Source organism: Mycobacterium heidelbergense, assembly GCF_050205645.1.
Lineage (GTDB): Bacteria > Actinomycetota > Actinomycetes > Mycobacteriales > Mycobacteriaceae > Mycobacterium > Mycobacterium heidelbergense_A.
In genome coordinates, this window is the sequence record NZ_JBNMQT010000035.1 from 1 (window position 1) to 20,116 (window position 20,116).

General features: G+C 68.1%; 17 protein-coding genes. 8 read left to right on the forward strand and 9 right to left on the reverse strand.

Annotation, left to right across the window (positions count from 1 at the left end):
- Together ACQI5H_RS23475 and ACQI5H_RS23480 are read right to left on the reverse strand one after the other, a co-directional pair.
- The coding region (locus ACQI5H_RS23475) for a 2-oxoglutarate dehydrogenase E1 subunit family protein (protein WP_427081712.1) at positions 1 to 137 on the reverse strand (137 nt) is incomplete at its 3' end.
- Positions 138 to 310: 173 nt separating this feature from the next.
- Entirely contained in the window at positions 311 to 1,078 is a 768-nt protein-coding gene (locus ACQI5H_RS23480; RefSeq protein WP_427081690.1) for a hypothetical protein, read from the reverse strand.
- Between the two features lie 337 nt (positions 1,079 to 1,415).
- On the opposite strand from ACQI5H_RS23480, the gene ACQI5H_RS23485 reads away from it, so the two are divergent.
- Positions 1,416 to 3,248 carry a DHA2 family efflux MFS transporter permease subunit gene (locus ACQI5H_RS23485; protein ID WP_427081691.1) on the forward strand — a complete coding sequence of 611 codons (1,833 nt, stop codon included), beginning with the start codon at positions 1,416 to 1,418 and terminating at the stop codon, positions 3,246 to 3,248.
- On the opposite strand, the gene ACQI5H_RS23490 is transcribed toward ACQI5H_RS23485, so the two are convergent.
- The gene (locus ACQI5H_RS23490; RefSeq protein ID WP_427081692.1) at positions 3,245 to 6,652 is read right to left on the reverse strand and encodes a TM0106 family RecB-like putative nuclease; all 3,408 of its coding nucleotides are present in this window, start codon (positions 6,650 to 6,652) and stop codon (positions 3,245 to 3,247) included. The two genes, ACQI5H_RS23485 and ACQI5H_RS23490, sit on opposite strands and share 4 nt — an antisense overlap.
- A 57-nt stretch (positions 6,653 to 6,709) precedes the next feature.
- The gene (locus ACQI5H_RS23495; protein WP_427081713.1) at positions 6,710 to 7,300 is read right to left on the reverse strand and encodes an LppP/LprE family lipoprotein; all 591 of its coding nucleotides are present in this window, start codon (positions 7,298 to 7,300) and stop codon (positions 6,710 to 6,712) included.
- A gap of 134 nt (positions 7,301 to 7,434) precedes the next feature.
- Here ACQI5H_RS23495 and ACQI5H_RS23500 point away from each other — a divergent pair, with 134 nt between their 5' ends.
- Both ACQI5H_RS23500 and ACQI5H_RS23505 read left to right on the forward strand, forming a co-directional pair.
- A complete protein-coding gene (locus ACQI5H_RS23500) occupies positions 7,435 to 9,126 on the forward strand; it encodes a DEAD/DEAH box helicase (RefSeq protein ID WP_427081693.1) in 1,692 nt (563 codons plus the stop codon).
- Complete coding sequence (locus ACQI5H_RS23505) at positions 9,123 to 10,262, forward strand: acyltransferase family protein (RefSeq protein ID WP_427081694.1); 1,140 nt, start codon at positions 9,123 to 9,125, stop codon at positions 10,260 to 10,262. The genes ACQI5H_RS23500 and ACQI5H_RS23505 overlap by 4 nt, the downstream gene beginning before the upstream one ends.
- A 6-nt stretch (positions 10,263 to 10,268) precedes the next feature.
- On the opposite strand, the gene ACQI5H_RS23510 is transcribed toward ACQI5H_RS23505, so the two are convergent.
- The 3 genes from ACQI5H_RS23510 to ACQI5H_RS23520 form a co-directional block, all read right to left on the reverse strand.
- Positions 10,269 to 10,814, reverse strand: a complete 546-nt coding sequence (locus tag ACQI5H_RS23510) for a PPE family protein (protein ID WP_427081695.1) — start codon at positions 10,812 to 10,814, stop codon at positions 10,269 to 10,271.
- A gap of 249 nt (positions 10,815 to 11,063) precedes the next feature.
- On the reverse strand, positions 11,064 to 11,639 hold the full coding sequence (locus ACQI5H_RS23515) for a TetR/AcrR family transcriptional regulator (protein ID WP_427081696.1): 576 nt from the start codon (positions 11,637 to 11,639) through the stop codon (positions 11,064 to 11,066).
- Positions 11,639 to 12,874, reverse strand: a complete 1,236-nt coding sequence (locus ACQI5H_RS23520; protein WP_427081697.1) for a cytochrome P450 — start codon at positions 12,872 to 12,874, stop codon at positions 11,639 to 11,641. The genes ACQI5H_RS23515 and ACQI5H_RS23520 overlap by 1 nt, the downstream gene beginning before the upstream one ends.
- 99 nt (positions 12,875 to 12,973) lie before the next feature.
- On the opposite strand from ACQI5H_RS23520, the gene ACQI5H_RS23525 reads away from it, so the two are divergent.
- A complete protein-coding gene (locus ACQI5H_RS23525; RefSeq protein ID WP_427081698.1) occupies positions 12,974 to 13,444 on the forward strand; it encodes a GbsR/MarR family transcriptional regulator in 471 nt (156 codons plus the stop codon).
- Between the two features lie 2 nt (positions 13,445 to 13,446).
- Positions 13,447 to 14,259: a class I SAM-dependent methyltransferase gene (locus tag ACQI5H_RS23530; RefSeq protein WP_427081714.1), complete on the forward strand. Its 813-nt coding sequence runs from the start codon at positions 13,447 to 13,449 to the stop codon at positions 14,257 to 14,259.
- Positions 14,260 to 14,339: 80 nt separating this feature from the next.
- Here the strand turns inward: ACQI5H_RS23530 and ACQI5H_RS23535 are convergent, their stop codons facing one another.
- Positions 14,340 to 15,707, reverse strand: coding sequence for an FAD-binding oxidoreductase (locus ACQI5H_RS23535; protein ID WP_427081699.1), 1,368 nt, complete (start codon positions 15,705 to 15,707; stop codon positions 14,340 to 14,342).
- A 19-nt stretch (positions 15,708 to 15,726) separates the two neighbouring features.
- A complete protein-coding gene (locus tag ACQI5H_RS23540) occupies positions 15,727 to 16,968 on the reverse strand; it encodes an MFS transporter (protein WP_427081700.1) in 1,242 nt (413 codons plus the stop codon).
- Between the two features lie 70 nt (positions 16,969 to 17,038).
- Between ACQI5H_RS23540 and ACQI5H_RS23545 the strand changes: the two genes are divergently transcribed.
- From ACQI5H_RS23545 to ACQI5H_RS23555, 3 genes are all read left to right on the forward strand, one after another.
- The gene (locus tag ACQI5H_RS23545; RefSeq protein WP_427081701.1) at positions 17,039 to 17,866 is read left to right on the forward strand and encodes a uracil-DNA glycosylase; all 828 of its coding nucleotides are present in this window, start codon (positions 17,039 to 17,041) and stop codon (positions 17,864 to 17,866) included.
- The gene (locus ACQI5H_RS23550) at positions 17,863 to 18,981 is read left to right on the forward strand and encodes an FAD-binding protein (protein WP_427081702.1); all 1,119 of its coding nucleotides are present in this window, start codon (positions 17,863 to 17,865) and stop codon (positions 18,979 to 18,981) included. Before ACQI5H_RS23545 ends, ACQI5H_RS23550 begins: the two co-directional genes overlap by 4 nt.
- 103 nt (positions 18,982 to 19,084) lie before the next feature.
- Positions 19,085 to 20,116, forward strand: coding sequence for an LLM class flavin-dependent oxidoreductase (locus ACQI5H_RS23555; protein ID WP_427081703.1), 1,032 nt, complete (start codon positions 19,085 to 19,087; stop codon positions 20,114 to 20,116).

A 20,116-nucleotide genomic window follows, 5' to 3' on the forward strand; every position in this document is an offset into this window, starting at 1 on the left:
GAGGCGGGCTCGGGGTTGTAGTCGACCAGGAACTCATGCCAGCTCGGGTCCACCGACGACGGGTCGTCGCGGAACTTGCGGTACATTTCCTCGACCAGCCATTCGTTTTGCCCGAATGGTGAACTTATGTTGCTCACGGCCGCTGTTCGCCTCAATTCCTTTGTTTTGCAAGCGCATTGCGCGGCGCCTGCGACTTCTTGCACCCCGGTTGACCCGTCACTTCACACCCGCGGCGCTCCTCGACGTTTCCGACCCATAAAGGCTATCGCTTCCCCGGCCATTCGCCAGACGGACCATCCAAGCTCGGCGGCTAGCCGGCTTCGTCGACGGGCGGCAGCACGCGCAGGGGGGCCGGCCAGCGCGCCGGCGGGACGCCGAATGCCTGGCGGGCGTTGCGGACGATCTTCTTGCCCACCATGCGATTGCCGGCGCCACCGACCGCGGCGCCGATGCCGACCGGCAGCATCTTGCCGAACATCAGCGCGCCACGTCGCACGGTGTACCGCTTGACGAAGTATCCGAGCATCCGCGTGTTCAACCGCGACAAGGTCGGCAGCGGCAGCGTGGCCATGCCCTCCGCCAGCCAGCCACCGTTGGTGCGCCCGGGGCCGATCAACTCGCCGATGGCGCGCTTGCTGTCGTCCCCGACCAGGACGGAAAGCACCAGGGCGCGGCGCCGTTCGCGATGGTCGGCCGGGATGCCGTACACCACGGCGTTCGCCAGCACGAACACCGCGGTGGCCTCGAGGAAGAACACCGTTTCCCCGGCGCCGGCGGTCATCGCCGTCAGCGTCCCGACCCCGGGGAACGTGGCCGCGGAACCCACTGCGGCGCCGCTGGCCGTCAGCGCGGCCAGGTAGCGCTTTTCCAGCTTGGCGACGATCTCGGCCGGGCTGGCACCGGGGTGGGCCCGCCGCAGCCGGGCCACATAGGCCGCCGCGGCCGGGCCCTGCAGCCGGGAGCTACGCTCGATGACCTGCGCCAATGCCCGCGCGGATGCCTTGGGCCGGCCGCCCCCCGCGGCGGGCAGCGCATCCGGCGCAAACCCGCGCTCGGACCTTCTCCCGGATCTTTTCAAGACCAACTCCCTGACCTATGTCGGGCGCACATATTGCCTCTCCTGCATTGGCGTCCCTTTCAGGCTAACGCGCGTTTTGCTGAGCACGGACCGGGCGCGAAAGCGTGCCATTTGCGGCCCCGCATTCGGTCCGCGGCGGCCGCTAATTGCCCCACCCGGAATAATGCACGCTGGACACAGGTCGGTGACGATGCGAGCCGTTCGTCGGCGCCAATCGCGACTCAGCCGCGTGCAGGCTGTAGCACCCCGCTCATGGGGCGTGCCGGTCGACCAGTTCGGGCCGGCAGGGCCCGAATCGACCGGAGAGCATCGTCGGGAGCTGAAGCGAGGTGAGGGCATGACCACGGCGTCGCCCAGGTGGGCCGGGGAAACCCGGCGCGCGGGGCCCCGTCGTGTCGAGCCCACCTGGCGCTGGAAATTCACGCTTCCGTCAAACGCCAACCCGTGGAACGCGCTGTGGGCGATGATGATCGGCTTTTTCATGATCATGGTCGACTCGACCATCGTCGCGGTCGCCAATCCGACCATCATGGCCGACTTACACACCGGGTACGCCTCCGTCGTCTGGGTGACGAGCGCCTACCTGCTGGGTTACGCGGTCGTGTTGCTGGTCGCCGGCCGGCTCGGGGACCGGTTCGGCACCAAGAACCTCTACCTGGCCGGCCTTGTGCTGTTCACGGCGGCCTCGCTGTGGTGTGGGCTGGCCGGAAGTGTCGCCATGCTGATCACCGCCCGCGTGGTGCAGGGGATTGGCGCCGGAGTGCTCACCCCGCAGACCTTGTCGACGATCACCCGGATCTTCCCGCCGGAGCGGCGCGGTGTCGCGGTCAGCCTGTGGGGCGCCACCGCGGGGGTCGCCACGCTGGTGGGACCGCTGGCCGGTGGAGCGCTGGTGGGCGCGCTGGGGTGGGAGTGGATTTTCTTCGTCAACGTCCCAATCGGGGTCATCGGGCTGGGCATGGCGCTCTGGCTGGTGCCCGCGTTGCCGACCCAGGCGCACCGATTCGACCTGGTCGGTGTCGCGCTGTCCGGGATCGGCATGTTCCTGATCGTCTTCGGGCTGCAGGAGGGCCAGGCCGCGGGATGGCAGCCGTGGATCTGGGCGATGATCGTCGCCGGTGTCGGCTGCATGTCGGTGTTCGTCTACTGGCAGGCCGTCAACACGCGCGAGCCGCTGATACCGCTGGACATCTTCGCCGACCGCGACTTCAGCCTCTGCAACGCCGGGGCGGCCGTCATCGCGTTCGCGTCGACGGCCACGATGCTGCCGCTGATGTTCTACACGCAGGCGGTGTGCGGGCTGTCGCCGATGCTTTCGGCGTTGGTGATCGCGCCGGTGGCGCTCGCCAACGGCGTGCTGGCGCCGTTCGCCGGCGTGATGGTCGACCGATATCACCCGCGGCCGGTGCTCGGTTTCGGCTTTTCGACGGTGGCGATCGGGCTCACGTGGCTTGTGTTCGAGATGGCCCCGGACACCCCGATCTGGCGGCTGCTGTTGCCGTTCGGCGTCATCGGCGTCGGGAGCGCGTTCGTGTGGTCGCCGTTGACCGCCACCGCGACGCGCAACCTGCCGCCGCATCTGGCGGGCGCGGGCTCCGCCGTATACAACTCGGTCCGCCAGCTCGGCGCCGTGCTCGGCAGCGCCGCGATGGCCGCATTCATGACGTGGCGGATCAGTGCCCAGATGCCCGCGGGGGCAACCACCGGCGACGCTTCGGAGGGCGCCAGCACTGCCAGCACCCTGCAGCTGCCCGAATTCCTCCGCGAGCCGTTCTCCGCCGCGATGTCGCAGTCGCTGCTGCTGCCCGCGTTCATCGCGTTGTTCGGGATCGTTGCCGCATTGTTCCTGGCCGGTTTCGCGGCTTCGGCACTGGCCGATGAGGAGCTGATCGACCACGACTACGACGACGATGACGACGACTACGTCGAGTTCGTCCTTCGTCGCGAACCGGACCTCGCGCCCGCGCCGGAGGCGCTGATAACGGCGCGGCGAGCGGAACCTATCGGCTTCGCGCACAACGGCTCTCATGTCGACATCGGGCGCAGCTTCCGTCCCGTCGCCGAGTTCGCGCCGTTCGAGTCCGCCGGCGAGGCGCCGCGGGGACAGCACTACCGTCCCGATCCGGACGAGGATCCCACCGGCTACGGCCGGCATTCGTCCGGTCGCTAGCCGGACGTCAGCGCCAGAAAAGCGCCCAAGTCGATCAGGCCCGCGGGCGTGCCGGGCAGGTACTCGGTCAGCTGCTCCGAGCGCACGATCACCGCCGCGTACTGCGCCCGGCTGACGGCGACGTTGAGCCGATTCCTGTTGAGCAGAAACGAGATTCCACGCGGCACTTCGTCGACGGACGAGGCCGTCATCGAGATGAAGACCACCGGCGCCTGCCCGCCCTGGAACTTGTCGACCGTTCCGACCCGGACCGCTTCCATACCTGCCGATGCCAGGCGTCGGCGCGCCAGCGCCACCTGGGCGTTGTACGGCGCGAGCACCAGGACATCGGCGGCGGTCAGCGGCCTGGTGCCGCGCTCGTCGGTCCACGCGGCCCCGAGCACGCGCTGGATCTCGGCGAGGATCGCGTCGGCTTCTTCGCGGCTTTCGACCGAGTTTCCTTGGTGGGCAACGGGTAGCACATGGAGGCCGGGCTGATATCCCTCCAGCCGCCGCGCGGCGGTTTGCTCGGCATGGGAGTGCAATCGGTCCTCGTAGGACAGCGCCGAGACCGCGGCGCAGACCGCCGGGTGCATCCGGTAGGAGCGGTCCAGGAAGTATCCGCGTTCATCGGGCAGCGTGCGCTGGCCGTCGACCAGCCAATCGAGCGCCGACGTGTCGACCGGCTCCGGATGTGTGCCCTGGCTGACCTGTGGCAGCTGCTGCGGGTCGCCGAGCAGCAGCAAATTGGCGGCCGCCGGTGCGACGGCGATCGTGTTGGCCAAGCAGAACTGGCCCGCCTCGTCGATGACCAGCAGATCCAGGCTGCCGTGGGCGACACGAGCGGGATTGGCGAAATCCCATGCCGTGCCGCCGATCACGCATCCCGCGGAGCTGGCGATAAAGGCCGCATAGTCGCCGCTGTCGATCTCCTGCCAGCGCGGGGCGTGATGGTCATACCGCTTCTTGGCGACCCGGCTGGGTTCCAGCCCGGCGTCGATCACGGCGTCCAGCAGGTTCTCCACGGTGGCGTGCGATTGCGCCACCACGCCGATGCGCCAGGAATGTTGCGTCACCAACTGCTTGATCACCTGGGCGGCGGTGTACGTCTTGCCGGTGCCCGGCGGCCCATGCACCGCGAGGTACGACGCGTCCAGGTCCAGCGCCGCCGCGGTGATGTCTGCGGCCGTGTCGGTGCCGCGCGGAAGCGGGGCGCCGCTGCGGGTTCGGGGCGCGCGGCGCAGCAGGACGTCGATCATCGCGGTGCGCGGCAGTTGTGGCAGCGCGGCGGCCAGCGTGGCGGCGGTCGATTCGATCGATTCCCGCAGCGCCAGGGTGGGAACGGGGGGGCCGGGGGTGAGCGCGAACGGCAGTTGGTGAAAGGTGTTGCCGTCATTGCCCACTCGCTCGAGGATGACCACTTCGGTGGGCAACGCGGGATCGTCGGCCTCGATGACCTCGGCCCGGCCGGCCGCCCGTCGGTCGGGGTTGTCGGTCATGCCCGGCGGGGCCGGGGCGTCGTAGAGGGCGAAGACGTTGGTCATCAGGTCGCCGCGTGCCAGCTCGCCGCGCAGCCGGACTCGTCGTTGCTGTTTTCGCGCACGCGGCGGCAGGTGCCAGTCGACGTCGACCGCGGCGTGGTCGGCGACGAAGACGTCGGTGTTGTCCGCCCACTCCTCGACCGGGAAGTTCAACCGGTCGAAATGCGCCCACCAGAACGGTTTGTCCTCGCGCCGGTGGTAGCCGCGTGCGGCGGCGACCAGCGCGACCGCGGTCTGCTCCGGGGTGCGGTCGCCGACGGCGGCGTCGCCGGCGAATGTCGACAGCGCCGCCGCCAACCGGTCGTGACCTTCGACGGCGGTGCCGTCGGGAACCGGTTGGGCGCCAACGGGTGTGACGCCGGATTCCCATGCGCGCACGAGTAGCCAGTTGCGCAGTTCCTGCGTCGACCGGCAGTCGTAATGGTTGTAGTCCTCGATCTCCTTGAGCACGGTTGCGGCTTCGTCGACGCGGCCGGCGTCGTGCAGCTCGCAGTACCGGGCGTAGGAGGTGATCGAATCGGCGGCCGTGGTGACATCTCCGGAGCGCAGCTGCGCCCCCATGTAGAGGGGCTCCAGCGCCTTCAGGCCGAACGATTCGGCGCCCACCCGAATGCTTTTGCGCACCAACGGATACAGGTCGACCAACGTCCCGCTGCGCAGTAGCTCGTCGACCTCGTACTCGCCGACCCCGTACCGGCCGGAAAGGCGCAGCAGGGCGGTCTTCTCGTACGGCGCGTAGTGGTAGATGTGCATGTTGGGGCGGCGCTTGCGGCGCTTGGCCACCATCGCCAGAAAATCGGTCAGCGCCTTGCGTTCGTCGACCCGGGTGTGCGCCCACAGCGGCCGGAACGTGCCGGTGGGCCCGGCTTCCAAGACGCCGAACAGGTATTCCAGACCCCAGTCGTGGCCGTCGGTGGTCCACAGCGGATCGCCTTCGAAGTCGAAGAACAGGTCGCCGGGGTCGGGCTCGGGCAACAGGGCCAGTGGCTGGGGATCGGCGATCTCGAATCGCGGGATGCCGGTGTTGCGTTGCAGGACTTGCAGTTTGGCCTGCGCGGTCAACTTGCCCAGCGCGCCGGGCGTCAGGTCGGGTACGGTCCCGCGGTGCTTGGCCAGCTCGGCGACCGTGGTGACGCCTGCGTCAATGAGCTTGTCCCGCTGGCTTACTCGCATGCCGGCGACCAATAGGAGGTCGTCGGTGGCGCGCACCTGTTCTTCGCACAGCGGGCAACGAAAGCATGCCCGCACCCCTTCGTCTTCCCAGCGAACCGCGGTGCCCGCGGCGTAGTGGTCGTCGAGCAGACGTTCCAGGAGCGCGCGCTGGGACCGGTAGACGGGGATCAGGTCGCAGACGCGATAACGCACGACAGACCCATCGCCCAGTCGCAGTTCGGCCTCCGGCGCGACCGAGACGCCCATTCCGGCCAGCGCGTCGGCGTAAGCCGCCAGCTGCAACAGCGCGGTGACCTTGGGGGAGCGGGCCAGCTTGGTGTCGACGAGGTGGTATTGCTCTCCGTCGGAGACCAGGAAGTCGGCGAATCCCACGAAGCGGCCGTCGAACATCGCGGCCTGATACACCACCGGGGCGCGGTCGGCGATGGCGCGCCGGGTCGCCTCGGCGGCGGCCGTCAGCCCTTCGAGCGTGTAGGCCGGACGGCCGATGATCGCGACCGCATCGTCGAACTCCGCGCGCAGGCGGTCGAGCTCGCGTTGCTCATGCCGGTGGCCCAACGCGGCCGTGCGTTCGAGCAGCTCGTCCTCCACGACGACGGCGGGGCCGCGACCCAGCTTCGCGTCGAAATCGCGCAGCAGTGCGTACTCGCAGCGGGCTGCGGCCGCGAGATCCGATGCGCTGTAGACGATGCTGTCGCCGGTGACGAACACAGCAGCAACTGTAGGTGAGGCGGCCGACAATCCGGCGGTGCCGGGCTAGCGATCTGCTTAGTGGCCGGGGGTGTTCCCGATCAGCTCGACGCCGTTGCCGTTCCAGTGGAATCGCACGTCGGTGTTCAAGCCGTTGATGCCGCCGGGATAGGTCAACGCCACGGTGTCGCCGGTGGTCTGCGCCGCGTCGATGCCGTTGAAACCGTAGGTGTCGGGCACGCCCTGCGGGATGAACTGACCGAGATGGAACAGCACCGCCCGGGTGGTGGGATTGATGGCGTTGGTGTTGGCCTTGATGATCACCGCCGACAACTGGGCGCACTGGTTGTAGTTGCCGGCCAGCGGCTCCGGATTCCAGGGCTGTTGACTGCGGGGATCGCGAGGCAGCTCGGAGACGACTTTCGCGATGGTCGACGACGCCAGATTGATCGCGCACGGGTCGGCCGGTGCGCCGCTGGGCGTCGTCGCCGCGCCGGACGCCTGGCCGGGTGCGGTGGAGGGTGCCGGGGTGGTTGTCGTTGCCTGCGGGGTCTTGGCGACCGTGGAGTCTCCCGTGCCGCAGCCGGTCAACGCCGCGCCGAGCACCACCGCGACGGAGAGGGCGGACAGCGGCTCGGTAGGGCACGGTAGCGACCACACATCGCGCACCGTACCGTCGTCGGGCTCGGCGGCGTGGCAGGCATGCCGCGCCCAAGTTGAACTCCCGATCACCTCGGCGCTGTCTGGTGACCCGCCACGCTCAGCTCTGCTGAGCTCGCGGTCACCACTAGACTTCAGGGACGATGACCTTCCCCGACAGCTCGCCCGAGGCTGTTTCTACGACGTTTGCCGACCTGCAGATCAATCCCTCCGTCTTGCGGGCGATCGCCGACGTCGGCTACGAGACACCGACGGCCATCCAGGCGGCGACGATTCCGGCGCTGATGGCCGGTTCCGACGTGGTGGGTCTGGCGCAGACCGGCACGGGCAAGACGGCGGCGTTCGCGATTCCGATCCTGTCCAAGATCGACGTGACCAGCAACGCGACCCAGGCCCTGGTACTGGCGCCCACCCGGGAACTGGCGCTGCAGGTGGCCGAGGCGTTCAGCCGCTACGGGGCGCAGCTGCCCAAGATCAATGTGCTGTCGATCTACGGGGGGTCGTCCTACGGCGTGCAACTGGCCGGACTGCGGCGCGGCGCGCACGTGGTGGTGGGAACGCCAGGCCGCATCATCGACCACCTCGAACGCGGCACGCTCGACCTGTCGCGGGTGGACTACCTGGTGCTCGACGAGGCCGACGAGATGCTCGCCATGGGCTTTGCCGAGGACGTCGAGCGCATCCTGTCCGAAACGCCGGAATACAAACAGGTCGCGCTGTTTTCGGCGACCATGCCGGCCCCGATCCGCAAGCTCACCGCCAAGTACCTACACGATCCGTTCGAAGTCACCACCAAAGCGAAAACCGCTACGGCCGAGAACATTTCGCAGCGCTACATCCAGGTGGCCGGGCCGCGCAAAATGGACGCGCTCACCCGTGTGCTCGAGGTGGAGCCGTTCGAGGCGATGATCGTCTTCGTACGCACCAAACAGGCGACGGAGGAGGTGGCCGAAAAGCTGCGCGCCCGAGGCTTTTCCGCGGCCGCCATCAACGGCGACATCCCGCAGGGGCAGCGCGAGCGGACCATAGCCGCGCTGCGAGACGGGGGCCCCAAGGGCATCGACATCCTGGTCGCCACCGATGTGGCCGCGCGCGGGTTGGACGTGGAGCGGATATCGCACGTGCTCAACTACGACATCCCGCACGACACCGAGTCCTACGTGCACCGCATCGGACGCACCGGCCGGGCCGGGCGTTCGGGAACTGCGCTGTTGTTCGTCGCCCCGCGGGAACGCCACCTGCTGAAGGCGATCGAAAAGGCAACCCGCCAAACGCTCACCGAGACCGAGTTGCCCACTGTCGAGGACGTCAATGCGCAGCGCGTGGCCAAATTCGGCGATTCCATCACCCGCGCGCTCGGTGGTCCGGAAATCGAGCTGTTCCGCAAGCTGGTGGAGGACTACGAACGCGAGCATGACGTCCCGATGGCCGACATCGCCGCCGCGCTGGCTCTGCAGTCGCGCGACGGCGAGGAGTTCCTGATGGCACCCGAACCGCCGCCCGAGCGGCGCGAGCGACGGGAACGTCGTGAAAAACCCCATGAAAAACTAAGGCAGACACGGGATTTCGCCACCTATCGCATCTCCGTGGGCAAGCGTCACAAGATCGGCCCCGGCGCGATCGTCGGTGCCATCGCCAACGAGGGCGGGCTGCACCGCAGCGATTTCGGCCACATCGCCATCGGCCCGGATTTCTCCTTAGTGGAGCTTCCGGCCAAACTGCCGAAGGCAACCGTGAAAAAGCTTGAGCGCACACGCATCTCGGGCGTGCTGATCGACCTGCGGCCGGATCGTGGCTCCGGCAAGCCCAAACCACGCAAGAAACGCGCCGGATGACGCTGTCCGAGGAGAGAGACGCCCAGGGCGGACTCGAGCAGGTCGCCCATGTGGACCGCGTCGCGTCGCTGACCGGCATCCGCGCGGTCGCCGCCCTCCTGGTCGTCGGCACCCACGCCGCCTACACCACCGGCAAGTACACCCACGGGTACTGGGGTCTGGTCGGCTCCCGGATGGAGATCGGCGTTCCGATCTTCTTCGTCCTCTCCGGCTTCCTGCTGTTCCGCCCGTGGGTCAAATCTGCCGCCACCGATGGCCCGCCACCCTCGCTGAGTCGCTATGCGTGGCACCGGGTTCGGCGCATCATGCCCGCCTATGTCATCACGGTTCTGGTTGCCTACGTGCTGTACCACTTCCGGGAGGCGGGACCGAACCCCGGACATTCGTGGACGGGCCTGGTGCGCAACCTCACCCTGACGCAGATCTACACCGACGGCTATCTCGGCAAGTACCTGCATCAGGGTTTGACCCAGATGTGGAGCCTGGCGGTGGAGGCCGCCTTCTACGTGGTGCTGCCCCTGCTGGCCTACGTGCTGCTGGTGCTCATCTCTCGGCGGCGCTGGCAGCCGAAGCTGGTGGTCGGCGCCCTGGCGGCGATGGCGTTGCTCAGTCCGGCATGGCTGGTCCTGGTGCATACCGATCACTGGTTTCCCGACGGCGCCCGGCTGTGGCTGCCGACCTACCTGGCCTGGTTCCTGGGCGGCATGCTGCTGACGGTGCTGCAGCGGATGGGCGTGCGGTGCTATGCGTTCGTGGCGATACCGCTGGCGATCATCTGCTACTTCATCGTCTCGACTCCGATCGCGGGAGCGCCCACCACCTCACCGGCGACGCTGGGGGAGGCGCTGTACAAGACGTGCTTCTACGCGGTGATCGCGGCGTTGGCAGTGGCGCCGTTGGCCCTGGGTAACCAGGGGTTGTATGCGCGACTACTGGCCAGCCGGCCCATGGTGTGGCTGGGCGAGATCTCCTACGAGATTTTCCTTATCCACCTGGTGACCATGGAGTTCGCGATGGATTATGTGGTGCGGGCCCACGTCTACACCGGCTCGATGCTGTATCTCTACGTCGCGACGCTGGCCCTGACGATCCCGTTGGCCTGGCTGCTGCACCGCTTCACCCGCGTGCGCGACTGACCGGGTTCAGGTGGCGACGAGTTGCGGGAGCCTCGCCTGCAGCGGCGTGAGCGGGGCCATCCCGGCCCAGGCCGACGACGCACCGGCGTGGTAATGGGCCATGGCGGTCACGTCCTGGGCCCACATCTCGTCGTAATGGGATTCGGTAGCCGCGATCGCCGGGGTGTTCAGCCCCAAAAAGTTCGTGCTCACCAGCGTCACCAATAGAGCGCGATTGGCCGCGATCGCCGGCGTAGGCACGGTGGCGGCGTGCGCCGTCTCGAACGAGGCTGCCACCGCCGCGGCCTGGGTGGCGGCCCGTTCGGTATGCCCGGCCGCCGCGCTCAGCCACGCGGCATAGGGCGCGGCTGCGGCCGCCATCGCCGCGGCCGCGGGTCCCTGCCACGTCTCACCCGACAGGTTCGACGTCACCGACGCAAACGAGTTCGCCGCCGACCGCAATTCGCCGGCGAGCCCACGCCAGGCCGATGAGGCCGCGCGCATGGGCCCGGGCCCCGCACCGGTTTGCATCCGTGCCGAATTGATTTCGGGCGGCAAACACGGGTAAGTCACTATCGATCCTTCCTGGGCGGCGCCGGCTGGCTGGTTATCGGTAGCAGCGCGTCGTCGTGGGCGCACACGGACACCCGCACTTCGACTCCTGGTCTGCTCCCCACCGATCGCTCTGCGACAACTCGATGGGCCATAACATAGCGCTGCGGCGCCGCCCAAGAAAGCGGTTTGGACGAAAAAGCCCTAGTAGACATGGGTATAGTTGCTCGGCGCCGCGTCGCGGACATCTCGTTGCGCAGGTGGACGACGCTAGCGACGGGCGCCGACCGGCGTGACAATCGGGACGACGAACTCCTCGATCATCGCCCGTTCGTCGGCCTCGTCCCGGCCCGGATACATCAGCAGCGACGTGATCACCCGGATCACCCAACGGGCCCGGCGTTCGACGACGGCGGGCTCTTCGGGGCCGAGCGAGCTCACGAAGGCGGCGGCCAACGCGGCGATCACCTCCGACTTTTCGGCCAGCTCGCCGCCGATCGGGGGGCGGGTGACGGCGAACCACGCCGCCAACGCCGCGCTGTCGCGAACCATCCGCAACGTGGCGGTGATGCTCGCGATCAAGCGTTCGCGCGGATCCTCGATGCCGTCGATCTCGTCGGCGATCGCGCGGCTGAGCCGGTGGGTCTCGCGGTGCACATAGGCGGTGCGCAGGGCGTCGCGGTTCTCGAAGTACCGGTATAGGGTCGCGCGGGAACAGCCTGCGGCACGGGCAATTTCGTTCATGCCGATCGATGCCTGGTCGCGCACCGTGTAAAGCTCCTCGGCGGCGTCGAGTATTCGGTCGGCCGCCGCCTCGCTGCGGTGCGAGGCCAGCCAGTCGGGCATCAGGATTTCACCGTGATCGGTACGGACAACGGGCGCCGGACGTAACTGCCGCCCGACCAGACGATCGCGGATTCGTCCACCTCGAAATCCGGGCAGCGGGCCAGCAGTTCGGTCAGCGCCACCCGCGATTGCATCCGCGCCGCCGCCGCGCCCAGGCAGTGGTGCGCCCCGTGGCTGAAGGTCAGGATGTTGCGTGGGCGGCGGGTCACGTCGAGTTCGCCTGCGTCCGAGCCGTATTGGCGTTCGTCGTGGTTGGCGGACGCGTAGAGCAGCAACACTTTGCGGCCGGCCGGGACGGTCGTGTCGCCGATCGCGGTGTCCTGCGTGGCCGTGCGCGCCAGCCCCTGTACCGGCGAGGTCAGCCGCAGCAGTTCTTCCACCGCGTCGGGGATCAGCGCCGGGTCGTCGACCAAAAGCCGCCGTTGGTCGGGGCGCCGGTGCAGCAATGGCATTGACCCGCCCAGCATCCCCGTCACGGTGTCGTTGCCCCCGGTGACCATCGTGAACGTGAAGGCCAGAATCGACAGCGTGCCCGAGATGTCGCCGTCAGCGCCGACTCCGGCGGCCACGAGGTGGGAGATGGTGTCGTCCTCGGGTTCCGTCCGCCGCCGTTCGATCAGCCGCGTGAAGTAGGCCATCATCGACCCGACGGCATCGCCGGCACTTTCCACCGCGCCGCTGACACCGCCTTCGGTGGTGTTCGCCGCGACGATGGCCTGGGTCCAGCCGTCGAATTGGGCCCGATCGCCCTCGGGCACGCCGAGATAGTGCGCGACGACCATCGACGGCAGCGGCTTGAACAGCTCGGTGACGATGTCGCCGCCACCGTCGGAGCGGAGCCTCTCGATGCGCTCGACGACGAACTCGTGCACCTTGGGCTCGACGGCCTCGACCTGCCGTGGCGTGAAACCGCGCGACACCAGCTTGCGAAACTCGGTGTGCACCGGCGGATCCTGCATGACGAACGGTGGATTGTCCTGCAGCCCAATCATTTCCAGGTCGTCGTAGTTGACCGTCAGTCCCTGCGCCGACGAGAACGTCTCGTGGTCCCGGGCCGCCGCCCAGACGTCGGCGTGCCGGGACAGCACGTAGTAGTCGCGATCCGACCTGCCTTCGGGAACGACGTGATGCACCGGGTCGTGGTCGCGCAGCGCGCGGTACATCGGCCAGGGGTTGGGCCAGGTGTCGGCGGTGGCGAGCCGGAACGCTGCGGTATGAGACAGATCAACCGACATGTCTTATGTGTAAGGCATTGGTGCGCTGATGTCAACGTGCCGGTCAGAGGGGCTCGTGTACAGTACGTTCAGTTCGTACTGAACAAACCTAGGAGTCCGATGTCGCCGGAAGAGGCCGAATTCGTCGACCGCATGGGGCTGTTCTTCGAGCTCCTCGGCGCCACCCGCACCATGGGCCGGATATACGGGTGGCTACTGATCTGCGATCCACCGCAGCAGTCGTTGGGGCAGCTGGCCGATGTGTTGTCGGTGAGCAAGGCCTCGATCAGTACCGTCGCCCGGCAGCTTCTCGAAGGCGGCATGGTGGAGCGATTGCCGAGCCCCAATCGTCAACACCTCTACCGCCTCACGCCGGGCGGGTTCACCAGCGTGATGGAAACGCAGCTGTCGCTGATGCGGCTGGGCATCGAGCCGGCCGAGTTCGCGCTGTCGGTGCTGGGGGAGGACCGCGCGGAGCAGCGGGAGCGCGTCGAGGACTTCCGCGATTTCTGCGAGTTCTGCACCCGGGACTATCGCGACCAGCTGATGCGGATGTGGACCGAATATCGGGAGGGAAAAAGAAAGCCATGACGATGACGGACAAAGTCGACTTCACTGACGTTCAGTGGGGGTCGGTGGAATGGACGAACTTGTGCACCCTGTACCTGCGGGCATACGAAAGCCGTTCGCCGGCACCGATTCTGGGTGACACAGCGGCCGCGGAGGCGGTGGACCGCATCGAATACGACTGGACCCGCATGCGCCGCGCCATGCACCCCGGATCGAATCAGTACCTGGTCACCATGCGGGCCAAACAGTTCGACGACTGGAGCACCGACTTCTTGCGCCGCCATCCCGACGCCGTCGTGCTGCACCTCGGGTGCGGCATGGACACCCGGGCGTTTCGGCTGCACCCACCGGACACCGTGCGGTGGTTCGACGTCGACCAACCGAACGTGATCGCGTTGCGGCGCAAGCTGTATGACGATCGCGACGGCTACCGGATGATCGGCTCGTCGGTGACCGACGACTGGCTCGACGAGATACCGACCGATCGTCCGATGCTGATGATCGCCGAGGGCCTTGTCATGTACCTCGCCGGTCCCCAGGTACGCGCGCTGCTACAAAGCCTCACGGATCGGTTCGGCAGCGGCGAGCTCCTCTTCGACACGACCTCGCCGATGGGGCCGCGGCTGTCCAAGGTGCTCACCAAGGGCATCACCAAGTGGGGCATCCGCGATGCCCGCGAACTCGAGCGATGGAACCCGCGGTTGCGCTTCCTCGAGCAGTCCGCCGTGGGGGCGCTCTACGAGCGGATACCGTCGGCACCGCTGCGGTTGCTGTGGCGGCTGGTCAACGCCACTCCGCTGGGCAATTACGACGTGCTGAACCGCTTCGCGTTCTAAGCCGATCCGCCGAGCGTGCGGCCAGCTTCACGTTCGGCGCCGAGCGTGCGGCTAGCTTCACGCTCGACGCGGACGCGGGACTAGATCGCCGCACCGGGATTCAGGATGCCCAGCGGGTCCAACGCCTTTTTGATGCGCCGGTTGAGTTCCATCGCCTCGGGTCCGAGGTAGCCGTCCAGCCACGGCCGCTTCAAGCGGCCGACGCCGTGCTCACCCGTGATGGTGCCGCCCAGGCCGACGGCGAGGTCCATGATCTCGCCGAACGCCAGGTGCGCGCGCTCCGTCATGGCGGCATCGGCGGGGTCGTACACGATCAGCGGGTGGGTGTTGCCGTCGCCGGCATGCGCGATCACCGAGATCATCAACTCGCGTTCGGCAGCTATGCGCTCGATCCCGGTGACCAGCTTGCCCAGCGCCGGCAGCGGCACGCCGACGTCTTCGAGCAGCAGCGAGCCCTTGGCCTCCACCGCCGGGATGCAGAACCGGCGAGCGGCGACGAAGGCCTCGCCCTCGTCCGGGTCGTCGGTCGAAAACACCTCCGTCGCACCGTTTTCCGCGAACACCGCGGCGATCACCTCGGCGTCGTCGGATGCCGCGCGCCCCCTTTCATCGGAGCCGGCCACCAGCATGGCGGCCGCCCCGCGGTCCAGGTCCATGCGCAGGGTGTCCTCGACGGCGTTGATCGCGACCGAATCCATGAACTCCAGCATCGACGGGCGCAGCCGCGCGGCGACCCCGAGCACCGCGTCCACCGCCGACTCCACCGTGGCGAAGGTGGCTACCACCACACTCGACACGTTCTGCGCGGGCAGTAGCCGCAGCGTCACTTCGGTGATGACGCCCAGCGTGCCTTCGCTGCCCACGAACAGCTTGGACAGCGACAGGCCCGCCACGTCCTTCAAACGCGGGCCACCCAGGCGCACCGCGGTGCCGTCGGCGAGCACCACCTGCATGCCCAGCACATAGTCGGTCGTGACGCCGTACTTCACGCAGCACAGTCCGCCCGCATTGGTCGCGATGTTGCCTCCGATGCTGCAGATCTCGAACGACGAGGGATCCGGCGGATACCACAGGCCGTGCTCGGCGGCGGCCTTCTTCACCTCGGCGTTGAACAGCCCGGGCTGGCATACCGCGGTGCGGGTGACCGGATCGACGGTGATGTCGCGCATTTTCTCCGTCGACAGAACGATCCCGTTGTCCAGCGCCGTCGCTCCGCCCGACAGCCCGCTGCCGGCTCCCCGGGGCACCACCGGCACCTGGTTGGCCGTGGCCCAGCGCAACACCGTCTGGACCTCTTCGGTGGTCCGCGGCCGGACGACGGCCAGCGGCTTGCCGGCCGACGGGTCGAAGGCGCGGTCTTGGCGGTAGCCCTCGGTAATGGCGGGATCGGTGACGACGGTCCCGTCGGGCAGCCCGGCGATCAGGCCGGCCAGCGCATCCGAGTTCACGGCCCGATCCTAGGCCGTTTCAAGGTCGGGGTTCGACAGCGAACTCCGGCGCGCGGTCCAGTTCGCGCAGCGACGGCAGCCCGCAGGCGACGAGCCCGATCAACAGGATGGGCACCGCCAGCGTCAAGAACGTGGCCTTCAGTCCGGCGGAGTCCGCCAGGGGACCCGCCACCAGCAGGCCCAACGGGCCGGCGGCGTAGGTCAGACCCGTCATCACGCCGACCACTCGACCGCGCAGATGATGCGGCGCCCGCGTCTGCATCACGTAGTTGTAGATCGGCTGAATCGGGCCGTAGACCACGCCGGTCACCGCGCACAGCGCCAGGATCACCGGCAACGGCGGCAGGGACGCGATGCCGACCGTTGCTGCACCGAAGGTGAGGGTCGCGGTCAGCACGGCCGCGCGTCGCCGCATGAATCTCGACAGCACCGCATAGCCGAGCGCGCCCGCCACGCCACCCATCGCCAGCGCCATCAACGCCCAACCCAGCTGCGCGGGTTGGTGGCTGTCGGCGAAATACTTTGGAAACAGCACGCTTTCCATCGGCAAGTACAGCGCGGTGACGAACAAGTCGATCACCCCGAGCGTCCGTAGCACCCGCAGGTTCCAGACGAATCGCAGCCCCTCGGCGACCCCGGACATCAGCCCGGTGGGCCGGGTTGCGTGGTGTGGCTTGCCGGCACCCTCGAGCCGCAGCGCCCCGATCGCGAGGATCGACAGACCGAACAGCCCGGCGGTGAGCCACATCGTGTTGACGCCGCCGACCGTGGCGATCATCAAGCCGCCGATGCCCGGACCGACGATGAACCCGAGGTTCTGAATCGCCTCGTAAATGCTGTTGATCCGGTCCAACGACCAGCGCGCCCGGCCGGCGGCCTCGGGCAGCATCGAATCCCGCGCCGTCGTCCCAGCCGGGTCGAAAGCGGCCGCGAAGAAGGCCAGCACCGCCAGGTCGACAACGTTGATCGCCCTCGGACCGAAAAGCCAGGCGATCAGCGGCACCGCGGCCACCGCGGTGCCGGACAGCGAATCGGAGACCAGCGACACCCATCGGCGCCCGAAAGAGTCGACGGCCGTGCCCGCGACCAGCGTGGACAGCACCAGCGGCAGTGTCATCGCTGCCGCCACGATCGACGCCTCCCGCGCGCTGCCGTTGTGCTGCAACGCCAGCCAGGGGAACGCGACGATCGAGATGCCGGTTCCCGCCGCCGCCACCAGCGTGGCGAACAGGATCAGAACCGCGGGGCCGGTGCTTTTCATGGGATATCGCGGCTGAATTTATGCCAAAGCCGCATTTAGGGCGACCGAATTTTCCGGCCGCACCGCGTGAATGCAGGATGTTCATGTGCTCGTCCATCCGAATACCGGCCAGGCGTTCGGCTCTCCCGTCGCGCCCGGCACCGGGTGGCCGGGCGACCCGGCCACCCCGCAGACCCCGGTGGCAGCCGACGCCGCGCAGGTTTCGGCGCTGGCCGCCCGGGCCGCTTCGATACCGGAGCTCGATGCGGTGGTCAGCGTGTGCCGTGCCTGCCCGCGGCTGGTCAGTTGGCGTGAAGATGTCGCCGTGATCAAGCGCCGAGCCTTCGCCGACCAGCCCTATTGGGGGCGGCCGGTGCCGGGGTGGGGATCCGAGCGCCCGCGGGTGTTGATCGTCGGGTTGGCGCCCGCCGCGCACGGAGCCAACCGGACCGGCCGCATGTTCACCGGCGACAGGTCCGGGGACCAGCTTTACGCGGCGCTCCACCGCGCGGGGCTGGTGAACTCACCGACCAGCGTCGATGCCGCAGATGGCTTGCGGGCCAACGCAATTCGGATCGCCGCACCGGTGCGATGCGCGCCTCCGGCCAACGCGCCGACTACCGCGGAGCGGGACGCCTGCTGGCCGTGGCTGGATGCCGAATGGCGTTTGGTGTCCGACCATGTTCGCGTCGTCGTCGCCCTGGGCGGGTTCGCGTGGCAGATCGCGTTGCGGCTACCCGGCGTGGCCGGAATGCGCAAACCGCGGTTCGGGCATGGCGCGGTCGCGACGCTGCCGTCTGGCGTGCGTCTGCTCGGCTGCTACCACCCCAGCCAGCAAAACATGTTCACCGGTAGGTTGACTCCGGTAATGCTCGACGATGTCTTCACCCATGCGAAGAGGCTGGCAGGAATCAAGTGACCGATATTCTGGTGTCCGGTGCCAGCGTGGCCGGTACGACCGCGGCCTATTGGCTTGCGCAGCATGGCTATTCGGTCACCGTGGTGGAACGGTACCCCGGGTTGCGGCCGGGCGGTCAGGCCATCGACGTGCGGGGCCCGGCGCTCAGCGTGCTCGAACGCATGGCGCTGCGGGCCGCCGCCGATCACCGCCGCACCCGCATCAGGGGCGCGTCCGTCGTCGACCGCGACGGCAACGAGCTGTCCCAGGACACCGAATCGACGCCGACCGGCGGGCTCATCGCCAACCCCGACATCGAACTGCTGCGCGACGACCTCGTCGAATTGCTTTACGAGGCAACGCAACTGAACACCGAGTATGTGTTCGACGACAGCATCGTCGCGTTGCAGGACGACGGCGCCTCGGTGGCGGTGACCTTCGAGCGGGCCGCCGCGCGCACCTTCGACCTGGTGATCGGTGCCGACGGTTTGCACTCCAATGTGCGCGCATTGGCCTTCGGCCCGGAGGAGCAATTCATCGAGCGGCTGGGCACTCACGCGGCGATCTTCACCGTGCCCAACTTCTTGGACCTCGACTACTGGCAGCGGTGGCATTACGGGGACTCCACCATGGTGGGCGTCTACAGCGCGCGCGACAACTCCGAGGCCCGGGCCATGGTCGGCTTCATGGAGCCCGACCTGCGGCTCGATTACCGCGACACGCAGGCCCAGCTCGCCGAGTTGGAGCGGCGGATGGCCGGCGACGGCTGGGTGCGCCCGCAGCTGCTGGAGTACATGCGGACCGCGCCGGACTTCTACTTCGATGAGATGGCGCAGATCAAGATGGACCGCTGGTCGAAGGGCAGGGTGGCCCTCGTCGGCGACGCCGGGTATTGCTGCTCGCCGTTGTCGGGCCAGGGCACCAGCGTCGCGCTGCTGGGCGCCTACATCCTGGCCGGCGAGCTCGCCGCGGCGGGTGAGGACTACGAGCTTGGGTTCTCCAACTACCACAAGGAGTTTCACGACTACGTCAAGCGCAACCAGTGGCTGGTGATCGACAACATCCCGGGCGGTGCGCCGATCCCGCAGGACGTCTTCGACAACATCGTGAACTCGCTCACCCTCAAAAACTATTGAGCGTGCGTGTTTGTGCGGCGACGCGCCGCTGCAGCCGTACAACTATGCACGCTCGCGCAGATGAGCCGGGAACGTTCGCCGGCCCGCATGCGTTAACGCCATCGTGCGACTTTCCGTCCTTGACCTCGTCCCGGTGCGCACCGACCAGACGACCTCCGATGCGCTGGCGGCCACCGTGTCGCTGGCGCAGGCCGCCGATCGTCTGGGTTTCACCCGTTACTGGGTCGCCGAACACCACAACATGCCGTCGGTGGGGGCTACGAGCCCGCCGGTCTTGATCGCCTACCTGGCCGCGCAGACCTCGCAGGTGCGGCTCGGGTCGGGTGGCGTGATGTTGCCCAACCACGCGCCGCTGGCGGTGGCCGAGCAGTTCGCGCTGCTGGAAGCGGCCGCTCCGGGTCGGATTGACTTAGGCATCGGCAGGGCGCCAGGGTCCGACCCCGTGACGTCGTATGCCCTGCGCGGCGGCCGTGGCGAGGAAGACATCGAGCACTTCCCCGAGTACCTCGACGATGTGGCGGCACTGATGAGTGCGCGCGGCGTGCGGGTGCCACTGCGTTCCGGGGACTACACCTTGAAGGCCACCCCGGCCGCCGCGACCGAACCGCTACTGTGGCTGCTGGGATCGTCGATGTACTCGGCGCATCTGGCCGCCGCCAAGGGGCTGCCGTACGTGTTCGCCCATCACTTCTCCGGCAAGGGAACCGAAGAGGCGCTCGAGCTCTACCGCTCCCGATTCAAACCCAGCGACCTCGCGGCCGAGCCGGTGACATTTTTGACGGTCAATGCCGCGGTGGCCGAAACACGCGACGAGGCAACGGCGTTGATGCTGCCCAACCTTCAGATGATGGCGAAGCTACGGACCGGGCAACCGCTCGGGCCGGTGCCCTTGGTCGAGGAAGCTCACGTCGCGGAGCTGACACCGCAGCAGGAGCGCATCGTGGAAAGCGGCCTGCAGCGCGCCGTGCTGGGTGCGCCCGCGGAGGCCGCCGAACAGGTGCGGGCGCTTGCCGAACGGTTCGGCGTCGACGAGGTGATGGTCAACCCGGTCGCCTCGGCCCGCCGCGGTACCGAGCCCGCTACCGCGCCGGCGCGCGTGGCAACCCTGGAACTGCTGGCCAAGGAGCTCTTTTAG

Bases quoted from the DNA above. Each gene is read 5' to 3' on its own strand.
- ACQI5H_RS23515 (WP_427081696.1), bottom strand. From the start codon at position 11,639: ATGCCCGACTGGCTGGCCTCGCACCGCAGCGAGGCGGCGGCCGACCGA.
- ACQI5H_RS23545 (WP_427081701.1), top strand. From the start codon at position 17,039: ATGCAGGATGTTCATGTGCTCGTCCATCCGAATACCGGCCAGGCGTTC.
- ACQI5H_RS23505 (WP_427081694.1), top strand. From the start codon at position 9,123: ATGACGCTGTCCGAGGAGAGAGACGCCCAGGGCGGACTCGAGCAGGTC.
- ACQI5H_RS23540 (WP_427081700.1), bottom strand. From the start codon at position 16,968: ATGAAAAGCACCGGCCCCGCGGTTCTGATCCTGTTCGCCACGCTGGTG.
- ACQI5H_RS23500 (WP_427081693.1), top strand. From the start codon at position 7,435: ATGACCTTCCCCGACAGCTCGCCCGAGGCTGTTTCTACGACGTTTGCC.
- ACQI5H_RS23485 (WP_427081691.1), top strand. From the start codon at position 1,416: ATGACCACGGCGTCGCCCAGGTGGGCCGGGGAAACCCGGCGCGCGGGG.
- ACQI5H_RS23530 (WP_427081714.1), top strand. From the start codon at position 13,447: ATGACGGACAAAGTCGACTTCACTGACGTTCAGTGGGGGTCGGTGGAA.
- ACQI5H_RS23525 (WP_427081698.1), top strand. From the start codon at position 12,974: ATGTCGCCGGAAGAGGCCGAATTCGTCGACCGCATGGGGCTGTTCTTC.
- ACQI5H_RS23520 (WP_427081697.1), bottom strand. From the start codon at position 12,874: ATGTCGGTTGATCTGTCTCATACCGCAGCGTTCCGGCTCGCCACCGCC.